This is a genomic window from Bacillus sp. EB106-07-01-XG149 (genome assembly GCF_058791555.1).
In genome coordinates, this window is record NZ_JBYTDP010000003.1 from 66,442 (window position 1) to 86,744 (window position 20,303).

26 protein-coding genes are annotated in these 20,303 nt (G+C 32.3%); 18 read left to right on the top strand and 8 right to left on the bottom strand.

Features of this window, described 5'->3' with window-relative positions:
• Nucleotides 1-196 precede the first annotated feature (196 nt).
• Nucleotides 197-412 (bottom strand): hypothetical protein, encoded by a 216-nt coding sequence (locus AC3WTA_RS12595; RefSeq protein ID WP_002096823.1) that lies wholly within the window; start codon nt 410-412, stop codon nt 197-199.
• 1,111 nt (nt 413-1,523) lie between these two features.
• Between AC3WTA_RS12595 and AC3WTA_RS12600 the strand changes: the two genes are divergently transcribed.
• From AC3WTA_RS12600 to AC3WTA_RS12620, 5 genes are all read left to right on the top strand, one after another.
• Nucleotides 1,524-3,260 (top strand): S-layer homology domain-containing protein, encoded by a 1,737-nt coding sequence (locus AC3WTA_RS12600; protein ID WP_000288194.1) that lies wholly within the window; start codon nt 1,524-1,526, stop codon nt 3,258-3,260.
• Between the two features lie 126 nt (nt 3,261-3,386).
• Nucleotides 3,387-4,022, top strand: a complete 636-nt coding sequence (locus AC3WTA_RS12605) for a hypothetical protein (protein WP_001035219.1) — start codon at nt 3,387-3,389, stop codon at nt 4,020-4,022.
• A gap of 154 nt (nt 4,023-4,176) precedes the next feature.
• A complete protein-coding gene (locus AC3WTA_RS12610; RefSeq protein ID WP_001078066.1) occupies nt 4,177-4,491 on the top strand; it encodes a PadR family transcriptional regulator in 315 nt (104 codons plus the stop codon).
• Between the two features lie 13 nt (nt 4,492-4,504).
• Nucleotides 4,505-5,116, top strand: coding sequence for a DUF2812 domain-containing protein (locus AC3WTA_RS12615; protein WP_002108737.1), 612 nt, complete (start codon nt 4,505-4,507; stop codon nt 5,114-5,116).
• Nucleotides 5,117-5,378: 262 nt separating this feature from the next.
• Entirely contained in the window at nt 5,379-6,518 is a 1,140-nt protein-coding gene (locus AC3WTA_RS12620) for an S-layer homology domain-containing protein (RefSeq protein ID WP_001009755.1), read from the top strand.
• Nucleotides 6,519-6,811: 293 nt separating this feature from the next.
• Here AC3WTA_RS12620 and AC3WTA_RS12625 read toward each other — a convergent pair whose 3' ends face one another.
• Nucleotides 6,812-6,919, bottom strand: a complete 108-nt coding sequence (locus tag AC3WTA_RS12625) for a YjcZ family sporulation protein (RefSeq protein ID WP_000505670.1) — start codon at nt 6,917-6,919, stop codon at nt 6,812-6,814.
• A gap of 307 nt (nt 6,920-7,226) precedes the next feature.
• On the opposite strand from AC3WTA_RS12625, the gene AC3WTA_RS12630 reads away from it, so the two are divergent.
• Complete coding sequence (locus AC3WTA_RS12630; protein ID WP_000120202.1) at nt 7,227-7,640, top strand: hypothetical protein; 414 nt, start codon at nt 7,227-7,229, stop codon at nt 7,638-7,640.
• Nucleotides 7,641-7,718: 78 nt separating this feature from the next.
• Here AC3WTA_RS12630 and AC3WTA_RS12635 read toward each other — a convergent pair whose 3' ends face one another.
• Entirely contained in the window at nt 7,719-8,183 is a 465-nt protein-coding gene (locus AC3WTA_RS12635; protein ID WP_000720854.1) for a hypothetical protein, read from the bottom strand.
• Between the two features lie 192 nt (nt 8,184-8,375).
• On the opposite strand from AC3WTA_RS12635, the gene AC3WTA_RS12640 reads away from it, so the two are divergent.
• The 3 genes from AC3WTA_RS12640 to AC3WTA_RS12650 all read left to right on the top strand — a co-directional run bounded on the left by AC3WTA_RS12640 (nt 8,376) and on the right by AC3WTA_RS12650 (nt 9,343).
• On the top strand, nt 8,376-8,765 hold the full coding sequence (locus tag AC3WTA_RS12640) for a YflT domain-containing protein (protein WP_000448807.1): 390 nt from the start codon (nt 8,376-8,378) through the stop codon (nt 8,763-8,765).
• 50 nt (nt 8,766-8,815) lie between these two features.
• Nucleotides 8,816-9,016: a CsbD family protein gene (locus AC3WTA_RS12645; RefSeq protein ID WP_282914385.1), complete on the top strand. Its 201-nt coding sequence runs from the start codon at nt 8,816-8,818 to the stop codon at nt 9,014-9,016.
• A 75-nt stretch (nt 9,017-9,091) separates the two neighbouring features.
• Nucleotides 9,092-9,343: a GlsB/YeaQ/YmgE family stress response membrane protein gene (locus tag AC3WTA_RS12650; protein WP_000522902.1), complete on the top strand. Its 252-nt coding sequence runs from the start codon at nt 9,092-9,094 to the stop codon at nt 9,341-9,343.
• 181 nt (nt 9,344-9,524) lie between these two features.
• Here AC3WTA_RS12650 and AC3WTA_RS12655 read toward each other — a convergent pair whose 3' ends face one another.
• A complete protein-coding gene (locus tag AC3WTA_RS12655) occupies nt 9,525-9,725 on the bottom strand; it encodes a methyltransferase (protein ID WP_000390988.1) in 201 nt (66 codons plus the stop codon).
• 197 nt (nt 9,726-9,922) lie between these two features.
• Here AC3WTA_RS12655 and rsbV point away from each other — a divergent pair, with 197 nt between their 5' ends.
• From rsbV to AC3WTA_RS12680, 5 genes are all read left to right on the top strand, one after another.
• On the top strand, nt 9,923-10,261 hold the full coding sequence (gene rsbV, locus AC3WTA_RS12660; RefSeq protein ID WP_002011067.1) for an anti sigma b factor antagonist RsbV: 339 nt from the start codon (nt 9,923-9,925) through the stop codon (nt 10,259-10,261).
• A gap of 6 nt (nt 10,262-10,267) precedes the next feature.
• Nucleotides 10,268-10,750 (top strand): anti-sigma B factor RsbW, encoded by a 483-nt coding sequence (gene rsbW, locus AC3WTA_RS12665; protein WP_000970215.1) that lies wholly within the window; start codon nt 10,268-10,270, stop codon nt 10,748-10,750.
• Nucleotides 10,713-11,489, top strand: coding sequence for an RNA polymerase sigma factor SigB (gene sigB, locus AC3WTA_RS12670; protein ID WP_002096821.1), 777 nt, complete (start codon nt 10,713-10,715; stop codon nt 11,487-11,489). The genes rsbW and sigB overlap by 38 nt, the downstream gene beginning before the upstream one ends.
• 69 nt (nt 11,490-11,558) lie before the next feature.
• Nucleotides 11,559-11,999, top strand: a complete 441-nt coding sequence (locus tag AC3WTA_RS12675) for a ferritin-like domain-containing protein (RefSeq protein WP_000017757.1) — start codon at nt 11,559-11,561, stop codon at nt 11,997-11,999.
• 173 nt (nt 12,000-12,172) lie between these two features.
• Nucleotides 12,173-13,315, top strand: a complete 1,143-nt coding sequence (locus AC3WTA_RS12680; RefSeq protein WP_000025530.1) for a fused response regulator/phosphatase — start codon at nt 12,173-12,175, stop codon at nt 13,313-13,315.
• Nucleotides 13,316-13,354: 39 nt separating this feature from the next.
• On the opposite strand, the gene AC3WTA_RS12685 is transcribed toward AC3WTA_RS12680, so the two are convergent.
• The 3 genes from AC3WTA_RS12685 to AC3WTA_RS12695 all read right to left on the bottom strand — a co-directional run bounded on the left by AC3WTA_RS12685 (nt 13,355) and on the right by AC3WTA_RS12695 (nt 17,376).
• Nucleotides 13,355-14,212, bottom strand: coding sequence for a CheR family methyltransferase (locus AC3WTA_RS12685; protein WP_000429061.1), 858 nt, complete (start codon nt 14,210-14,212; stop codon nt 13,355-13,357).
• Between the two features lie 16 nt (nt 14,213-14,228).
• On the bottom strand, nt 14,229-16,919 hold the full coding sequence (locus tag AC3WTA_RS12690; RefSeq protein WP_000836700.1) for an ATP-binding protein: 2,691 nt from the start codon (nt 16,917-16,919) through the stop codon (nt 14,229-14,231).
• A 205-nt stretch (nt 16,920-17,124) separates the two neighbouring features.
• On the bottom strand, nt 17,125-17,376 hold the full coding sequence (locus AC3WTA_RS12695) for a hypothetical protein (RefSeq protein ID WP_000991707.1): 252 nt from the start codon (nt 17,374-17,376) through the stop codon (nt 17,125-17,127).
• 222 nt (nt 17,377-17,598) lie between these two features.
• Here AC3WTA_RS12695 and AC3WTA_RS12700 point away from each other — a divergent pair, with 222 nt between their 5' ends.
• The 4 genes from AC3WTA_RS12700 to AC3WTA_RS12715 all read left to right on the top strand — a co-directional run bounded on the left by AC3WTA_RS12700 (nt 17,599) and on the right by AC3WTA_RS12715 (nt 19,129).
• Nucleotides 17,599-17,739: a hypothetical protein gene (locus tag AC3WTA_RS12700; RefSeq protein ID WP_001004564.1), complete on the top strand. Its 141-nt coding sequence runs from the start codon at nt 17,599-17,601 to the stop codon at nt 17,737-17,739.
• A gap of 36 nt (nt 17,740-17,775) precedes the next feature.
• Nucleotides 17,776-18,306, top strand: a complete 531-nt coding sequence (locus tag AC3WTA_RS12705; RefSeq protein WP_001100080.1) for a general stress protein — start codon at nt 17,776-17,778, stop codon at nt 18,304-18,306.
• A 165-nt stretch (nt 18,307-18,471) separates the two neighbouring features.
• A complete protein-coding gene (locus AC3WTA_RS12710; RefSeq protein WP_000635858.1) occupies nt 18,472-18,675 on the top strand; it encodes a DUF4028 family protein in 204 nt (67 codons plus the stop codon).
• Nucleotides 18,676-18,817: 142 nt separating this feature from the next.
• The gene (locus tag AC3WTA_RS12715; RefSeq protein ID WP_000637510.1) at nt 18,818-19,129 is read left to right on the top strand and encodes a YbjQ family protein; all 312 of its coding nucleotides are present in this window, start codon (nt 18,818-18,820) and stop codon (nt 19,127-19,129) included.
• 788 nt (nt 19,130-19,917) lie between these two features.
• On the opposite strand, the gene AC3WTA_RS12720 is transcribed toward AC3WTA_RS12715, so the two are convergent.
• Nucleotides 19,918-20,223: a hypothetical protein gene (locus AC3WTA_RS12720; protein WP_000266573.1), complete on the bottom strand. Its 306-nt coding sequence runs from the start codon at nt 20,221-20,223 to the stop codon at nt 19,918-19,920.
• Between the last annotated feature and the right edge of the window lie 80 nt (nt 20,224-20,303).

Genomic DNA, 20,303 nt, shown 5'->3' on the forward strand with positions numbered 1-20,303 from the left:
AAAAAAGATTTATCAAACGTAACATATGAATGTTCCATAAATGTATTGAAAACATGAACAAATCGTGATTGGCATGAAAAAAGGGTTCTTACTATTACGTAAGAACCCATAAACAAAGAAAAAATCGTATGTGCCTCTATAGTATTGTAATGAAATTAAATAAAAACGCTATTTTAATAAAAAGCGACATTGAAAGTTAACAAGCAATACTTAAAAGAGTAAGAGCTGCAAATCCGTAAACTAATAAGCTACTAGTAGCAAGGAATTTTATAATTTCATTTGTAGAAATAATAGTTAAACATAATGCTATAGATGAACCTATAAAGAATTGGTACTTTGTATGTATATTTGTAAGATTAATTATTACAAGTACAGTTAAGAAAAGTGAAATGAAGTTAAAATATCTTTTCATTGTCATATTTCCTTTCAATGTTTGATCTGTATTTATTATACCAGCTTGTACCAGTAATAACATACTTTGTAATGAGGCTTAATAGAAATCTTATTTTGCCATAAATAAAAAGGCGGTTGTTTCCGCAAACACCTTTCAATAAAGCAAAGCACTTTTTTAGAAATAAAATATGGATGATTTCTGAAAAAATTATAGGATATAATTCAATTTTTATAATCCAAGTGACGGGTTTAATTTATCCCGCTATTTGCGGGCAGTAAGACCTCCACCTTAACATTCAACGGAAGCAAAGAAGTTAGGTAGGGGGCGGGCTGCCCGTAAAACCCCTATTGGTGAGGGCTGATAATCATTGGGGGATGAACAAAACCCTCAATGATTAAAGTTTCACTTTATAAGAAAGGAATGACTACATTATATGAAAACTTGTCTAATAAGGTTACATATAAAAGAGCAGCTAGCAATGGCTAACTGCTCAATACAAGGAGATACAGAGAAAACTAAATGAATGTTGGCATACAGCCTATCAACATTATGGACATAATATTGAGTTTTATTCGAAGGAATTCATGTTTTATAAATTAGATTATGATAGTCGGTATTCTTTTATTAAATAGCCAACAGCACTGATTACTATAAGAATGAAAAGAATAAGTTCTAGTGTAACTGGCAGTTGATCTACCCTAAATGCATCAATTTGTTACATTATGATTATAAGATGTTTTTTTATAGTTAGTGGTGAAAAATTTAATAAAACTACCTCTTCTAAAATGGCAAAGAGTAACTCTTACCTTACTCTTTGTTAATAATATTACAGGAGTGTTAATGAAAATCCAAGACTCCTTATATTAAAAAATAAAGAAGAATTATTTTAAAGAATTCCAATATAAAATTAGAGATTACCATGAGGGGAGTTATAACGAGTTACTACCTATACATATCCATAAATAAAACAACATAATATTAATACGGAAAAATATAATAATATGAGTTTTTGCATATTTCAAAACTTAATATATCCTTCAAAAAATTTTAATAGTATAATATGGTTTGTCATATTCTTTTAGATTTTTCGACAAAATATAAAATAGAGAACGTATTGGGAGAAGGACTTATGTACACAAAACTATTAAAATCAATTACATCATTATCACTTATTGGTGGTGCTTTATTGTATACAAATGGCAGTGATGTGAGAGCTGCTGAGGCGGGTATTTTTTCTGATGTGCCTACATCGCATTGGTCGTATCCAGCGATTAAAGATTTAGCGAGTAAAAATATTATTTCCGGTTATGGAAATGGGATATTTGGTTTTGGAGATGTTGCGACGAGGGAGCAAGTTGCTGCTTTAGTGTATCGAGTTATGCTACCGAATAAACAAGGCGGAACGTTTAGTAGCAATAATGCTCTTTATGTATTAAAGGATGGATCTAAGTTTAATAATCCTTATGGCGATATTAATCAAAACTCTACGATGTTTCCTGAGGAAATTTTAATGTTAACGAATGCAGGGGTATTTAAAGGGGATGAGAAAGGGAATTTTAGACCGAAAGCTCCTGTGAATCGCGCAGAAATGGCACAAATTCTTACAAACGCTTTCCATCTTTCTGCGAAACAAAAGCATACATTTAATGATGTTCCAAGCGGTTATTGGGGTGAAAATGCAATTAGTGCGGTGCAATCAAACGGGATTGCTTCTGGTACAGGCGAAGGGAAATTTGAACCAACTAGCACAGTAAAACGTGAACAGTATGCACAGTTTTTATATAATACTTTGAAATATAAAAAGCCTGAAGTTGCGGTGCAAGATACAGGAGATACAGCATTATTAGCAGCATTTAAAGATGAAGTGCAAAAGCGTATTAATGCGTACGAAACGAATATTACACTTCCATATAAAACGAAAAATGGTAATCAGGAAGAAGTAATGAAGACACTTTTCAACGCCTATAAAGAAGTCGCAAGTAAAAATGAGTATACAAATTATAATAGATCGAATGTTTCATATGGAATTTCTGGATCACCTGGAAATTATACGTTTACGTTAAAGATTACATATCGTGAAACGAAAGAACAAACGGAATATGTAATGAAGCAAGCAAAGGCAATTGTTTCTTCTATTACTCAAGTTGGAATGGATGATCATGAAAAAGTGAAGGCGATTCATGATTATGTCGTAAAGCATATTTCTTACGATACGTCTTATAAAGCTTACACCGCATATGAAGCACTCGTAAATCGTTCTGCGGTTTGCCAAGGTTACGCACTATTAACCTATCAATTATTAAAAGAAGCAGGTATTGAGAATCATTTTGTAGTAGGAACTGGAGACGGTCAGCCTCATGCTTGGAATTTAGTGAAAATCGAAAACAAATGGTATCACCTTGATACAACATTCGATGATCCTGTGCCAGATGAACAAGGCCGCGTTACGTATTCCTATTTCAACTTATCAGATGAACAAATTGCAAGAAATCATGAGTGGAACAGAAGTGACTATCCGCAAGCTACAACAAATTATTATAGTACATTAACAAATAAAATTGCGGCAGGTAGTACGAAAAACCCTGCATATCAGCAAATTTTAAAAGATACAAAGTTAAATTATTTAGGAAATGAATACATTGCAAACAACTATAATGAATTCAAAAATAAAATGCAGCAACGTTATAACGCAAAGTCACCAAAGATTGAAATCCTTTATAAACAATCAATGGATGGCGCATTGCAAGATGTGAAAAAAGTAATTGGAGAGATTGGTTATCCGCAAGGGGCGAACCGTGTTTCTTATAAAGCTGAGCCGTATAATGCAAAAGAAGGATATTCTTTAGTGACGATTACGTTTATGTAGTGAGAATGAGAAAAAGCATCTGTTTCAGATGCTTTTTTATTATTTTAGTTCGACAAAATATGACAAAGGAACGTAGCTGCATCTGTTATGATGACTTTGGTAATTTTACATTTTGGAGGATTAATAATGAACAAAAAGAAGATTTTAGCTGCGTTAATAGGAATCATAGTGTTACTTGTAATTATTAATGTAGTTATTGCGAAGGGAAAAACGACATCAACTAGTGAAAAAATGTACACTGAGAAAGAATACAATAAATTAGTAGATGAACATTATGAAGAAATGCAAAAGTTAAAAAGTGATATGAGTGTATTAGAAACTGAAAAAAAATCTCTTGATGCGCAAGTTAAGAAGTTAAAAGATGAATTAGCGAAAAAAGAGCAAGAAGTAGTACAACAGCCAGTTCAACAAGAACAACCTAAGCAACAACCAGCCCCAGCTCCACAGCCGGAAACGAAAGAAGAGCCGAAACCAGAACAACCTACAGGCGCATTCGCAAACCCTGTGAAAAGTATAAATAAAACAGATGCAATGAACAAAGTGAAAGAAAAAGCGAAGCAAGACTTCCAAGATGACTATATGACGCAAAACTTTGTTGCGGATGAACAATCAAAAGCATTTGATTTCTTAAACGGAGTAGAGATCAAATCACAAGAAGAATTGAACGTGATGAAGAAGGCATTGGGAGATTTTCCTAACGATTTTATGACCGCAAAGTTTGTTTATGAAGAGCAAATGAAAGCGAAGAATAAGCAAGGATAATACAAAAACGCTATCTTTTAAAAAGGTAGCGTTTTTGTTATGGGGTATAAAGTCATTCCTGCATTTGACATATACAGTCTAACTGTATAAAATTAAACTATACAGTTCAACTATATAGTTTAGCTATATACTTATCGTTACATTGGAGGTCTTTATGAATAGAGATAAAAATTTACCATTAACGGAAACAACGTATTACGTTCTTTTAGCTTTATTAGAGCCAGCTCATGGATATTTAATTATGCAAAAGGTGGAGGAACTGAGTAATCATCAAGTAAAAATCGCAGCGGGTACATTGTATGGTGCGGTTGAAAATTTATTAAAACAAGGGTTAATAGAATCGGTAAAAAGTGAAGATAAACGAAGAAAAGTGTATGTCATTACGGAACGTGGGAAAGAAGTATTGCACTTAGACTTTATGAGAATGCAACACATTATTGAGGTTACAAAGAGTTTATTACACGTATAGTTAGGGGGAAACGATGATGTGGAGATTGAAATTCTTTTTAGACTTTGAGAAAGAGGAAAAATGGTTAGAAGAGATGGCTTGGAAAGGCTATCAACTAGAAAGCAATACATTTGGTTATACATTTAGATATACAGAGCCGGAAGATGCGACGATTAGAATAGACCATAGAGTATTTAGTAGAAAAAGTGAATTTATTAATTACTGCACATTATTTGAAGATAGTGGCTGGGAGCATATAGCTGGTAATCGGTGGTCAGGTACGTACTATTTTAAAAAGATAAATGAAGAAAGTGAAGATGACATTTTTTCAGATCAAATGTCACGAGCAGGGAAGTATAAACGTCTATCTAAAACCTTTTTAGAATTAGCGATCTGTTATTTGCCGATATTATTTCTATTTATGTATAATAATACGATTAATGTAGAAGCATTTGTAAATCCGAAAGAACTATACTTGACGCCAGGATTATGGGATAAGCAAGGCGTATCATTTCTATGGTCATTCTTATTTGAAACGCCATTTGCATTAATGAGAGGACTGTTTTGGACGTTTATCCCTGTTGTGACATGTATGTATTTTGTTTGCTCTTATAAAGCAAATCGGTTGTATGAAGAGAGGAGATGATAGGAGAAATCCCCTTAAAGCTGACGCTTTGATGGGATTTTTTGAGTTCGTAAATGGTATCTTTTTAAAATGGATAAAGGGAAAGAATGCGCATTGGAAACAAGTTATTATGATTTTTATTTTGCGAACAATATTAAATGGAATAATATACTTAAAATATCCAAAATAAACCTAAAATTAAGGTTTTTATATGTTAATATGGAAAAAGATGTGTGCAATATTCTTTATGAACATTTTATTTTAAGGATAAGGGGATTCAATTATGAATTTTAAACAATTAATTTTGGCAGGGACAGTTATTGCATCAACAACACTAACTCCTCTAACAAATGTGCAAGCAGAAAACACGATAGGATTTAAAGATGTTCCTGAACATCACTGGTCTTATAAAGCGATTATGGATTTACAAGAGAAAAATATTGTATCCGGTTATGGAAATGGAATATTTGGTTTTGGTGATAGTATTACACGTGGACAAGTAGCAAGAATGTTATATGCCTACTTGAAGCCAGCGGATGAACCTAACTTACCAAACCCTTACACTGATGTGAAAAATCATATGTTTGAAAAAGAAATTTTAACTCTTAGTAAGGCTGGTATTATAAGTGGATTTGGCGATGGGAAATTTGGTCCAGATCGTATTTTAACACGTGAACAATTGGCTGCTGTATTAACAAATGCCTTTCATTTAAAATCGACATCTACTACCACTTTCAAAGATGTAAATAAAAATTACTGGGCAACAAATGCTATTAGCGCATTACAAGAAAATAAAATTGCTGCTGGCACGGGCGATAATATGTTTGAACCTTACAAAATTGTAACTCGTGAGCAGTATGCACAATTTTTATACAATGCAATTATTAAATTTGAAAAACCAGAAATAGAGCCTGAGTCAAAGCCTACTGTTATCCCGCAAGAGTTAGCAGACGAGCTCATTTATTATTATGAAGGTTGGATGGATAGCTCTTCGGTATTAAAAAAATCTATATCTAAGGAAGCACAAAATCTTATTACTGGAATTAACGCAAAACATAATGCGGAGCTAAAATATATAGCGATAGGCGGTCCACGTTCAGAGGTCGTGTTATTCTCTCCGGTATTAGAAGGGATTCCAGAATTTAATGGGAATTTCACTGTAGAAGGCGATAATGAAAGTAACTTTACCGTTAATTTTGTAATTGATAGAGGTCAAGGTAAGAATGCGTTAATAGATTTAGGGAAAAAGTGGATCACTATGATAAATCCAAACTTAAATTTGAGTACAGAGATTGATAACATAGTGGCTTCTAATACACGCACAGGTAAATTTGATATAAATAAAAACAATCTTAAAATAGAGATAAGCGTAGAGAAGCAAAATTCTAGTAGCGATCTAATGAGTGTTAAAATCCAAAAGTAAAAAAGAGGAGTGAAGTTTTACTCCTCTTTTTTACTTTTTATGTATGGTGACTCTATATAACTAAAGTTAATAAAAATTGCTTCTTTTAAAAGAAGCAATTTTATAGAGCATGCCTACAATTTAGAATTTACTACATGCATTGTCGTGAATATGTATAATTACATAAAAATTCAGAGGAAAAGAGAGTATACTTTCTTATTGTGTAATAAAGATAAGGCCCGCCTACGGAAATAGGCGGGCTTTTTTTACATATGAAGAAAAGACACTCACATGAGTGTCTTTTCGATAGTTTTTTAGCAGAAGCAAGCCGCTCCAACGATGATTAATAGAATAAACAATACAACTAATAAAGCAAATCCTCCAGCGAAGCCACAGCCGCCACAACTACCACCAAATCCCATAACAGTTCCTCCTTTAAATAGGAGAGGGAAAACAAAGGTTCACTCATGTGTTTTAACGGATTCCATTTACTTTATGCTTTTACGAATAAATGGAGCAGGTCCTTTTCAAAATAGATTTATTCTTAGAAGGAGTTCAAAGGCAAAACAGGAGAATCTATATGATTCTTTAAGGGCGAATAAATAAAAAACAAAATATCCAAACATACAGATAGAAATCCGCTTTTATACCTTTCACTAAAAATAATAATAGCATTATATATTATAAGGAATGTTTGTCCTTAATTGTAAATGAAAGGGGGGAATTGATATGAGTTATGGCTATGGTCATCCTCCTGGAAAATGTTATAAACATCACAATGAAACTTTGTCAACGGGTATATTACGTAGACATTCCGCTACGTTGTTTCTTACGGTGGAAGCTATGAATGTTGATCCAGATGATACTCATACAGTAACTGTTGAAATGTTTGATTGGTCATCGGGTTCGCCGGTATTGTTACCATTAGTAGACCCTTCAACACAAACATTAGCACCTAATCGATATGTTACTTTTCGTTCAGTAGCTCTTCCTCCAAGGCTTTTTGCTTATGAAGTAAGAATCATTCGTTCGAAAGATAGAGATGTTGTTACTAATGTTTTTGGTCTTAGTGCAATAGTATTTAATCCACAAGAAGGAAATAATGTTTTACAACATGATTTAGCAAAATTAGACCTTAAATAGATTTTATAAAAGTTTATTTATTGGACAGGATTAAAAAAGAGTAGGATGTAATCCTACTCTTTTTTTACATCAATTATATTAGAATTTTTTTAAAAAATCCTTCATCATTTTCGCGTCTTTAATGTTCATTGTCACACCTTCAACTTTATCTTTCTTCTCATCTTTAGCAATCGTAACTTGCTCTTTATTATCAACCCACACAAGAAACTCTTCTTTTGCGTCATCTTTATATGTAACGGTAATAGTAGAATGTGCTGATTCTCTCTTTTTTTGATCTAGTGTGATTGTTTTAGGTGTGCCTTTTTGAACTGCTGAAACGATAGATTGTATCATTTCTTCGTTGTCTGTTTGAGATTTTGAAACGTTGTTATTTATCGTGCTAAGTATTTCAATATCTGTAATATTTGCGGAGTTTAATTGAAAGGTAGTTTGTGTATGTTCTTGCTTAGCTTGTGAAGCTTTATCTGTAGCTGAGGTGCTTGTACATCCTATTAAAGTGAAAGATAGAGCGGTTAGAGCGCATATAGATATGATTTTTTTCATAGTATCCCTCCTTAACTTAAATTATAACAATTTTCTGTTAATTCAGGTAGTTATTGTAAGTAGATTTGTTCTACTAGTTTTAGGATAGAAAAAATTCACATAACTTTTTTCATATTTTATGTTTAACATTTCGAAAATGGGTGTACTACATATAATATAACAAATAATTCATTTTAGAGGAGGAAGTTAAAGATGGAAACGAAGTATAGTAAACCTTTTGTATATGAATTTATTACGGAGAAAGAGGTCATGAATGCGGCGAATGATCTAGTGAAGAAAGGGATAGACCAAAAAGATATTTACGTATTAACACATGAGAAAGAAAGGACAGATAGAATCGCAGACAATGCAGACGTGAATACAATTGGAATAAAAGAGGAGGGACTTGGGACAAGCATTATTAACGTCTTTCAAAAAACGGGAGATCAGTTAAGAAATAAGATGCAAGAGTTAGGACTTAATGAGGAAGAAGCTAACTTTTATGAAGAAAAACTGGATGAAGGAAAAATCTTGTTATTCGTTAAGGATTTAGAAAGAATCGGTGAATGGTTACAAGAAAGAAGATGCACATATTCTATTTAAATTTGTATCCTTTAAATCTATAAATCTATTACGAAAAGGAGATTGGAAATATGAGTGAGAGCGGGCTAAAAGAACAAATTACTGGTAAAGTTGAAAAGAAAAAGGGGCAAGTAAAAGAAGGAATTGGTGAAGTTACAGAAGATAGAGAGTTGAAAAATGAAGGGAAGTGGGAGAAGACGAAGGGAACTGTAAAAGGAAAAGTCGGAAAAGTGAAACAAAAGATAAGTGATGGATTGGATAACAAAGAATAATACATGTTTATCAAGCTTTGGTTAAACGCCAAAGCTTGATAAATCCATTATAAAAATAATATAGGAGGTCTAATTATGGGACTTATTATTACGTGTATTGTAGGTGGACTTATTGGTGCGTTAGCTGGAATGATTACGGGAAAAGACTTTCCTTTAGGTATAGTTGGTAATGTTATTGCCGGATTAATCGGATCTTGGGTAGGTAGTGCGTTATTTGGTCATTGGGGTCCTGAATGGGGAGGCATCTTTATTCTTCCAGCTTTATTAGGTGCAATCGTCTTTATTTTAATCGTTACATTCTTTTCTAGAATGCTACGGAAAGCGTAAGTATTATAATGAATAATAATCTTAAGTTTGTTATATATAGCTATAAGGTTAATGAACTGATAAAAATACATAAAAAAGCATCCAATTAAACTAATTTGGATGCTTTTTTTATGTATTTTACATAGGAATGAGTGGAGGATGAAGAACCCCCACTCATTAAAATTATACTTTCTAATATGTATTAAACCATTGTTACTTTTTTACAATTATTTATTCTTACGACCTGCCTTGGTTCTATATGAGATAAGTCGTCGCTATTGCCTATATCAACTACAATTGTATTCGTTAGTATGTTAATAATGGAACCAATTAATTTTGTAGCATGATCGTGTCGATAAGAAAATTGAACAAAATCTCCCTTTTTAAAGTTGTGCTCTTCCATAGATAGATCCCCCTAAAAATAATGTTTATACATTATACATACACAAATTTATAAGGTTTAAACATTTGGTAGTATTTTTTTTAGTGTTAAGCTGAGAAAGGTGTAGAAAATTTATTTATAATTAAAATGAAAAAATATGTTTAAAACTAGTTTTTATGGGTAATTAAATAGTAGTAGTTTGAGATAAGGGGGCGGAAATGATGAATTTGGCAATAAATATTTTGCAAAATGATTTAGGTTATACAGTACAACTTAATGGTGAGATTGATGCGTATACGGCATCAGATTTAAAAAATAAGGTAATGCCTATTGCAAGTGAGAAAGAAGTTTATATAGTAGTAGATTTTAATAAGGTAGATTATATGGATAGTACAGGTTTAGGCGTTTTTATAGCGCTATTAAAAGCAATTAAGAAAAATGATGGAAAACTAGAGTTTATTGGTGTATCTAAAAGACTAAAAAGATTATTTGATATTACAGGACTAACAGAAATATTAAATTTGAATTCAGATTTTGAAAAAGTAGAAAGAAGGTGACTAGGGATGATGGAGAAATTTGAAAAGATAGAAATGAAAATTCCTGCAAAAGCAGAATATGTGGCTATTATTCGTTTAACAATGGCTGGTGTTGCGAATCGAATGGGCTTTGCTTATGACGATATAGAAGATATGAAAATTGCTATTAGTGAAGCATGTACAAACATTGTACAACATGCATATAAAGAAGACGTTGGAGAAATTACAATTGTCTTTGGTCTATATGAAGATCGATTAGAAATTATGGTTGCGGATAATGGAGTTAGCTTTGATTTTAGCACCTTAAAAAGTAAAGTTGGTCCGTATGATATTAATAAACCAGTAGAACATTTGCCGGAAAATGGTTTAGGTTTATATTTAATAAATACGTTAATGGATGATATACAAATTATGCATGATGAGGGCATGACAGTTTTAATGACAAAATATATACAAAGAGAGCAGGTGGAGAATGATGGAAATCCAATCTCAACCTACAAATCTTACTAAAGAAGACGTTATTAAACTAATTGCAGAATTCCAACAAAACCAATGTGATGAAGCGCAGGAAAGATTGGTTAATCATTATAAAAATCTCGTATATTCCATTGCATATCGCTATTCAAAAGGTGGGCCGATGCATGAGGATATTATACAAGTAGGAATGTTAGGGCTCTTAGGCGCAATAAGAAGGTATGATTATTCGATAGGGAATGCTTTTGAGCCATTTGCAATACCTACGATAGTAGGTGAAATAAAGAAGTATTTACGTGATAAAACTTGGGGTATTCATGTTCCAAGGCGAATTAAAGATTTAGGCGGGAAAATTAAACTTGCGATAGAGGAGCTAACAGATCAACTGCAACGTTCACCGAAGATTATAGAGATTGCGGATCATTTAGGACTATCCGAAGAGGAAGTGCTAGAAATTATGGATGCGAAAAATAATTATCGAGTATCTTCCTTAGATGATGTAGTTGAAAATTCATCTGATGGAAGTTCGGTAGCGAGAATTGAATCTGTAGGTGAAGTAGAGCAAGGATATGAAGAGACAGAAAGACGTCTCGTTTTAAAGGATATTTTTAACGTATTAAATGATACGGAAAAGAGTGTTATTCATTATATATTTGGTGAAAATTTAAATCAAAAGGATACAGGGGAACGGTTAGGTATTTCACAAATGCACGTTTCTCGTATTAAAAGACAAGCGATAAGTAAATTGAAGCAAGCAGCGTTTTTAGATACATAAAAATTTAAAAGAATTATGTTTAAAACATGAGAAAATGGGTAGTTATTAAGTATAGGAGGAGATATAAAAATGTCACACGATGTGAAAGAACTAATCGAAGGATTGAATGAAGATTTAGCAGGAGAATACTCAGCAATTATTATGTATAACCATAATGCAGCTACAGTTTCTGGTATATATAGACAAGTGTTAAAACCTTTCTTTGAATCTGAAATTAGTGATGAACAAGGACATGCCCTATATTTAGCGGAGAAAATTAAGACGCTAGGTGGTACACCTACTACGATCCCTTTACCAGTGAAACAAGTAGAAGATGTTAGAGAAATGTTAGAATACGCTAGACAATCAGAATATGAAACAATTAAGCGTTATGAAACGAGAAAAGAACAGGCAGCGAAATTAAATATGACAGAGTTAGTTGTAAAGCTAGAAGATATGATCGCAGATGAAACAAATCATATGGAAGAATTAGATCGTCTTTTAAGTGACAAAGCAATGGTGTTAAATTAATAGTGGAAATTTATAGAGTGAAAGAACAAACTCTCATTTCTAGGGGGTTTGTTCTTTTGCTGTATAAATATGTTTGAGTAGGAAATTTTCATTTTGTAACTGAGTATGCAATACTAGAAAAATAGAAAATGATAATAGATTTACATTTTAAATAAGAAAAGGGGAAATAACTTGTGTCCATTTTAATTGTCGATGATAATCCGGTTAACATCTTTGTAATTGAAAAAATTTTAAAACAAGCCGGATATCAGGATCTTGTATCGCTTAATTCTGCACAAGAGCTTTTCGAATACATCCATTTTGGAAAAGATTCTTCCAGGCATAATGAAATTGATTTAATACTATTAGATATTATGATGCCTGAAATTGACGGACTTGAAGTTTGTAGGCGATTACAAAATGAGGAGAAGTGTAAAGATATTCCTATTATTTTTGTAACAGCTTTAGAAGATGCGAATAAATTAGCTGAAGCGCTTGATATAGGCGCAATGGATTATATTACGAAACCTATAAATAAAGTTGAATTGTTAGCGCGTATGCGTGTAGCATTACGCTTGAAATCGGAATTAAATTGGCATAAAGAACAAGAAGAAAACCTTCGTAATGAATTAGATTTAGCTACACAAGTACAAAGAAACTTATTAAGTAGCCCATTAAGAGAAGATCATATAAAAATTGAAGCAAGTTACTTACCTTCATTCAAACTAGCTGGAGATATGTATTATTGGTATAAAATCGATGAAAACCGCTACGGTATTATATTATTAGATGTGATGGGACATGGTGTATCTGCTTCATTAGTTTGTATGTTTATCTCGTCTGCATTACGTGAATCGATTAAATGTTTAATCGATCCAGAACTTGTCATTAAAGACTTAAATAAATATATGACCCTTTTACATAATGAAAATGACAATATCCCATATTATTTTACAGCGATATACTTAGTAGTTGATACAGAAAAGAGAACAATTGAATATGTAAATGCAGGACATCCTTCTGGATACGTTTTAGTTGATGAAGCGAATGTAGTGGAACTAAATCGCGGGAGTTGTGCAGTAGGATTTTTTGATGAAATAAAAGTTAAAAAGACAGTTATACCTTTTGAGAAGAACGCTCAAATTGTATTATTTACAGATGGTGTTCTTGAAGCAATTGCAAATGATGAATTTGAGTCTGAAGAGAAATTACGTGCTTTTACAGAAAGAAAATGGGGAGATTTAGAAGAAGAGATAGAAGGGTTTTATAAGGAAGAACAGAAGAAAACACAATCAGATGATATGTGCCTAATTATGATACAAACGAATGCGAAATAAAAAGCGTATGAAATCCAAACAGAGGATTTCATACGCTTTTTATTGTATTTTTTGATAGATCTGTTCGTTAGGATTAAAGTGGATATAATGCGGCATTATATGTGAAAAACGGAGAGTTTCTTTATTTCCTAAACATAGGAACCCATTGTGGCCTAAACTTTCATGAAATAGTTGCTGTACTTGGTTTTGAAGTTTACTCGTAAAGTAAATTAAAACGTTACGGCAAAGTATAATATGAAATTCGTTAAAAGATTGATCGGTTACTAAATTATGTTGCGCAAAAATAATGTTTTGTAACAGGGATGGATTAAAATAAGCAAAACGACTATCTGTTGAATAATAGTTAGAAAAGGCTTGTGTACCGCCAGCTTGTAAATAGTTTTTCGTATAAGTTTGCATTTTATTTAACGGAAGGATGCCTTGTTTTGCTTTTTCTAACACATTTGTATTCATATCTGTTGCGTAAATAACAGCTTTTTCACTTAATCCTTCTTCGTGAAGTAAGATGGACATTGATAATACTTCTTCACCGGTTGCGCATCCAGCGTGCCAAATTCTAATTTCAGGATACTTTTTTAATTCAGGAATCACATGCTCTCTTAGTGCCTTAAAAAAAGCAGGGTTACGGAACATTTCAGTTACGTTAATGGAGAAATCATTTAATAACTGTTCTAAAAACCCTTCCTCATGAATTACTTTTTCAATTAATTTTGAAATGGTAGGGATATTAGAGAGCTGCATTCTATTACAAATTCTTCTATAAATAGATGTGCGAGCATATTGGCGAAAATCAAAGCCAGATAGTTTAAATACCGCTTCCAATAGTAATTCAATTTCTAAGTTCGTGTGCTTATCCATATCTACGGATGGATCAAGATTATAATACTTATTTTCCACTTAAACTAAACCTCACTTATTTTATTAACCATACACTCATTACCGAATAGAGTTGATGTAAATTTAATGGTTTACTTATATAATCTGAAGCGCCAGCAGATAAACATTTTTCTTTATCATTTGGCATTGCTTTAGCAGTTAATGCGATAATAGGTACTTCATGTAACCCTAAGTTCATTCGGATATGTTCCATCGTTTCATAACCGTCCATATTCGGCATCATAATATCCATTAAAATAAGGTCAATATTTGTATTGTTTTTAAGTATTTCTAAACACTCTATGCCGTTTTGTGCAGTAATAATGTTGGCATGTTGTTTTTCTAATGCATTTTGTAATGCAAATATATTTCGATGATCATCATCGACAATTAAAATAGTTTTCTCTTGGAAGACGTTATTTGTTTCTGGCATCACGATAGTTTCCTCAATAACTTCAGCAGGAATAACATCTTCTATCGTTGCTGCGACTTCTAAATTGGATACTTGTATATCAGTTAACCCATTTGGAAGGTTAGGGATATATACGGTGAAAGTACTGCCTTCTCCTACGTTACTCTCTAACGTAATCCAACCACCTAATAATCTAGCAAACTCTTTACAAATAGATAACCCTAAGCCTGTACCACCATATTTTCGAATCGTTGCGCCATCTGCCTGTTGAAAGGCTTCGAAAATGAGTTGATGCTGTTCTTTTGCAATACCAATACCAGTATCTTTTACTGAAATTGTCATCCAATCTTTACTTATAGACTGCATATCATGACTTAAATTAGTTGTTTCTATCGAATCGAAATGTAAAGTGACGGATCCTTTTTCTGTGAATTTAAATGCATTGGATAATAAGTTTTTAATAATTTGCTCAATCCGTTTTGCATCTGTATAAAACAGATCAGGAATCGTATTACTGTCTTCAATCATAAATTCAACATTTTTTTGTGCAGCTATATGTAAAAAGTTTTGATGCATATTTGCTGCCATGTCACTTATGTTCGTTGCTTCAAAAATCACATCTAGTTTTCCGGCTTCTACTTTAGATAAATCTAGTATGTCATTAATTAAAGTAAGTAAATCTTTCCCTGATGAATGAATAACGGTTGCTAATTCAATTTCATCATCGGATAAATGATTATCATGATTTTCTTTTAACATTTCAGATAATAGTAAAATACTATTTAACGGTGTGCGTAATTCATGTGACATATTTGCTAGAAATTCTGATTTGTATTTTGAGCTACGTAATAACTCACTTGCTTTTTCTTCTAATTCTGATTTAGTAATTTGTAAGTCAGCTGTCTTTTGCTCGGCCTCTTCCGTTCTAGACTCTAGTTGTTCGTTCGTTGTTCTTAATTCTTCGGCTTGCATTTGTAGTTCTTCAGCTTGCGTTTGCAATTCTTCTGATTGAACTTGCAGCTCTTCTGTCATTGCTTGTGATTCATGTAAAAGAGTTTGAATTCGCATACGTCCCATAATACTATGGATCGTTAAACCTAGATTATCAACAGTTTGTTGAATTAAATCTTGATGTAAGTCTGAAATCTCAGTTACACTTACTAACTCCATTATTGCAATCACTTCATCTTCAAATAAGATAGGGATTACTAGTAGATTTTGAGGACGTATTTCTAATAAGCCAGTAGTAACGTAACGAAACTCTTCTGGTATGTCTCGAAGAATAAAACTTTTCTTTTCTAAAGCGGATTGTCCAATGAAGCCTTCCCCCCTTTTAATGGATTGTTTTCCAACATCAGAACCTTGATCGGCGAAAGAAGCTTTCTTCACATAGTAGACAGTGTCTTCAATTTCTTCACGTACATAAAATGCACCGCAAGAAGTTTGCGTTTTTTGTATAATTCCACTAAGAATTTTGTTACCTAACATCTCAATAGAAGGTACACCTTGATACATTAAAATTAATTCTGCAAGCTCGGTTTGTAACCACTCCCTTTTAGATATTTCGTCTAGTAGATGGTTCGTTGTATGAGCAAGATCTTTTATTTCATCATGTGTGTTTACATGAATTCTTTCAGTAATTTTTTCTTTAGAAGAAATAGATTTAATAGCTTGAATTACATTTTTAATCGTTTTTGTAATGGAATTAGAAATATAAAGTGAAACGATAATGGAAATACAAGAAAGTAAGAACAATAAACTGTATAACCAAAGCTCTAATTTATTATTTTCAGTATCTAATTGTGCAGCTCTTTTTTTCGTTAGTTGCTCCTCTACACCACGGAAGCTAGTTAGCTGCGATTGTAATGATTGAATTTGAGTCGTATCGATTGCTTGTATGTTATTACTATTGTGATTTGTAATTAATGGGTGAATCTCTTTATTAATCCAACTATTGATGTTTTCATTAATCTGTTTTAATTTTTCTTGCTGAGAGGGGTTATCCTCTAATAGAGCAAAAAGATCTTGATAATGTTTTTCGTAATCCTTTTCTACAGCGTTAAGGGATTGAACGTAATTTGCATCATTAGAAGTAATAAATCCTTTCGCTTTATTTTCAATTGTTAGCAATTCTTTCTCCACTTGATTCGTTAAATTAAGAACTTTAAAATCGTGATCAATAATAAAATTACGAGATTTTTGTAAACTAGAAATCTCATTGTTTAGCATAATGAAAGAAATAAGTAAGAACAAAATGATAACTAAATAACCAGCCATAATTTTGTAGCGAATACTAAATTTTGCTTTCGATTTCATTAAAAATTCCTACCTTCAAGGTTATTAAAAGTTTTCAATTGTAAAGAATGAAAAACGTAATATATATTATATCAGTTTTCATAAGGCCAAACTAGAAATCCCCCTATTGTATTAGGGGGTTCTTTTTTAATAGAGGAAATCATTTTGAAATATAAAAACATATATGAAAAGTAACGATCGAGGGAATAGGGGGATAATAAAAATTTTAAGAAGGAAAGAGTGTTCTTAAAGCTTTTTTTGCATCTATTCCTTCAAAGATAAATAATACAAGTTCTCTCTTTTTTACAGTAAGGAAAAAGGATATTAATGTGCTTAAGCTTTTAATAGAAGTAAGTGTTCCATGTTTACTTATAAATAAATTAGTTTGAAATGTTGTCATTAAAGCATAAAAATGATGAATCTGCGTTATTGTAGGTGTTTCATTATAAAGAATAGTAGTAGATTGGATTGCATTCATCGAAATATTCCTTTCCATATAGTAAGCATAACAATATAAACATACCCGTTTTAAAAAATGTTAAACATATAAATAAGAAAAAATATAATTATAGTATTTTAGGTTTAGAAAGGGTTACGAAGGGTATACATATACTACAAAGAGATTGACTGAAGATGAATTATAAGATTTCTAGTCTATAAAAATATACTTTTACTTTAAATAAAAAGGAGTCTGGTATACATGAATGAAATGATGATTGATATTACATTTGATTTAATTTACTTGTTAAGTAGTTCGCTTGTAATCCTTTTATTATTTGCTTTTTTCGTAAATGGTTATGTTAATAAGAAGATTAGTGTATACAGAAATGAAGAAAGATAAAGATACATTATATAAAACTTTAGGAGGTTAATAGTTATGAATGTAGATAGAAAAATAGTAGGTGTTTTTAGAACAATTGATGATGCGGCATGTGTTATTAATGAATTAAATGATAAAGGATACTCGGCGGATAATATCTCAGCTATTGCAAAGGATCAAAAGGAAATTGAACATCTGGAAGAAAAATCGGGTGAAAAAGTGAATCATGAAACTGCACATAAAGCGGATATCTTTTCAGCGACAGGGCTTGTGGCAGGAGGAGTAGCAGGCGGACTCGGTGGTTTATTAACAGGTCTTGGTATACTTGCCGTTTCTGGAATGGGTCCAATCGTAGCAGCGGGACCTATCGCAGCAGCTATTGGAGGAGCCGGTATTGGCGGAGGAGCTGGAAGTTTAATAGGAGCATTTATCGGATTAGGAATTCCCGAAGAACATGCTAAAAAATATGAAGAATACATTTACGATGGAAATATATTAATTTTAGTAGATGCAAAATTAGATGATAAGTTAGAAATCTATAAAATATTTGATAAGCATAATGCTTATAACTCCGATTTCTTTAAATAATATTTACTTCACATATCAATGATGAAAAATGTAAACATAGTGAATATCGTTTTTGATCTTACAACTTTGGCGCGGCCGAGGAGTCGTATGACTATAAGAGAGGAAGGGCTTATAGTAAAAGATCAAGTTCTATTATGATATTAAAAAGGGAAGAGGTGTCTTTTCGTGATTGTAAAAATATTAAAGGATAGTAGTAATAGTTTCCTTTGTACAGTTCAAAATCAAAATGGGGAGAAGTATGTAAAGAAATGGTTTCATAAACAGAAAAACAAGGAAGAGTTAGGGCGACCAACTTTTAAAGAAGTAGAAAAGGATTGGAAAGAAAATAGAGAATCATTTATGTATCCTAATGTTAAAGCGCTTTATTAAAATGAAACATAACATGCGTTTCATTCTTACAAAACTGTCACATTCCTGTAAGGTAATTCAATAGATTAGTTGCTTGTTCCATGTCATAATAAAGACATAAGAAAGCTAATCAAAAATTATAAGTTATAGGAGAGTGTCAGTCATGATTGTAACAACAACGTCTGGAATTCAAGGTAAAGAAATTATTGAGTATATCGATATTGTAAATGGTGAAGCTATTATGGGTGCAAATATTGTCCGCGACTTATTCGCTTCTGTTCGTGATGTTGTCGGTGGTCGTGCTGGTTCTTACGAAAGCAAGCTAAAAGAGGCTCGTGATATTGCAATGGATGAAATGAAAGAACTTGCAAAACAAAAAGGTGCGAACGCTATCGTTGGTATTGACGTAGATTACGAGGTTGTTCGTGATGGAATGTTAATGGTTGCTGTCAGTGGTACAGCTGTACGTATATAAGTAAATAAAAAACAGGCTCCCCCTTGAAGTTGATGCTTTGAGGGGATTTTTTTGTTTCATGATTAAAGTTAAAATGAAGAAGAGAGGATGGATTTTTATAAGTGGAAAAAATAAGATGAGGGCGAATGTACTAGCGTGCTAAAATGATGAGCTGAAAAAAACTATACTGTACATGTGTTGAAAATGGGCAAAACGTTATTGTAAAAAATGCTAGGATTGCTCCTAGCATTTCGTGAGGGGGTATTGCACGGGAATTTAGATAATAAGCAGACGTACCCGCTTATTTCAAATGTAGTATATATTGTTTTCAAGGAGAAAAGTAAGAAATACAACAATCTTTATATATGTTTAACGAAAGTGTTAACTTTATGATAAATAATAAAATTGTTATTTGAGTTAATGGTTAAATGGGTGGTATGACGAACAGAGGTAGTAATGTAAATGGGTAAGAAAGCGCAGTATTGAGAACGGTTCAGAGAGTATATAGTTCATGGAAACAAAGATCTATTACATAAAATTTATAAAGCATTGGAGGCAGTCACATTATGTTTTGGTTAGGATGTTTTTTAGGATACATTGTAGGTTCAGTTATTACATGCGCTCTACTTTACTTTGGGTATAGAACCAATGAAAACAAAAAAGCGGATATGCGAAAGAGGGAGGAGAGGAAAAGCAATAAAAAAGGTGTATAGGATGTGGAAGGTAAGGTGATAACGTTGATGCAAAAATAAAGGACAGTACATATTGTATATGACTACTATGTACTGTCCTCACTTATTTCTTTTGGATTATGAAAAATCATTTCCTGTCTTGCTATAAAATTCATAGGCGAAAAAACCAAATAAATAGCCGATTCCAGCTCCTAAACCAATTGTAAACAATGAATAATTCGGGAAAAATATGTCGACAATTATACCGATTAAACACCCTAAAAGCATTCCCATTGGTATGAAACTATCCAATAAAACTTGAGCTTTTTTTGATTTTTTCTTACCTAAGTTACCGTTGTTATATTTATGTTTAAGCCTTTCAATCACATATACTACAATCCCTCCGACTATTACAACAGGCGCAATTGCTGTAAGTAACCACATATTAGAGTCTCCTTTCACCTTTTAATATAATTATACCAGATACTTACAATTAGGTATTCCTAAACGTACGATCTAGTCTA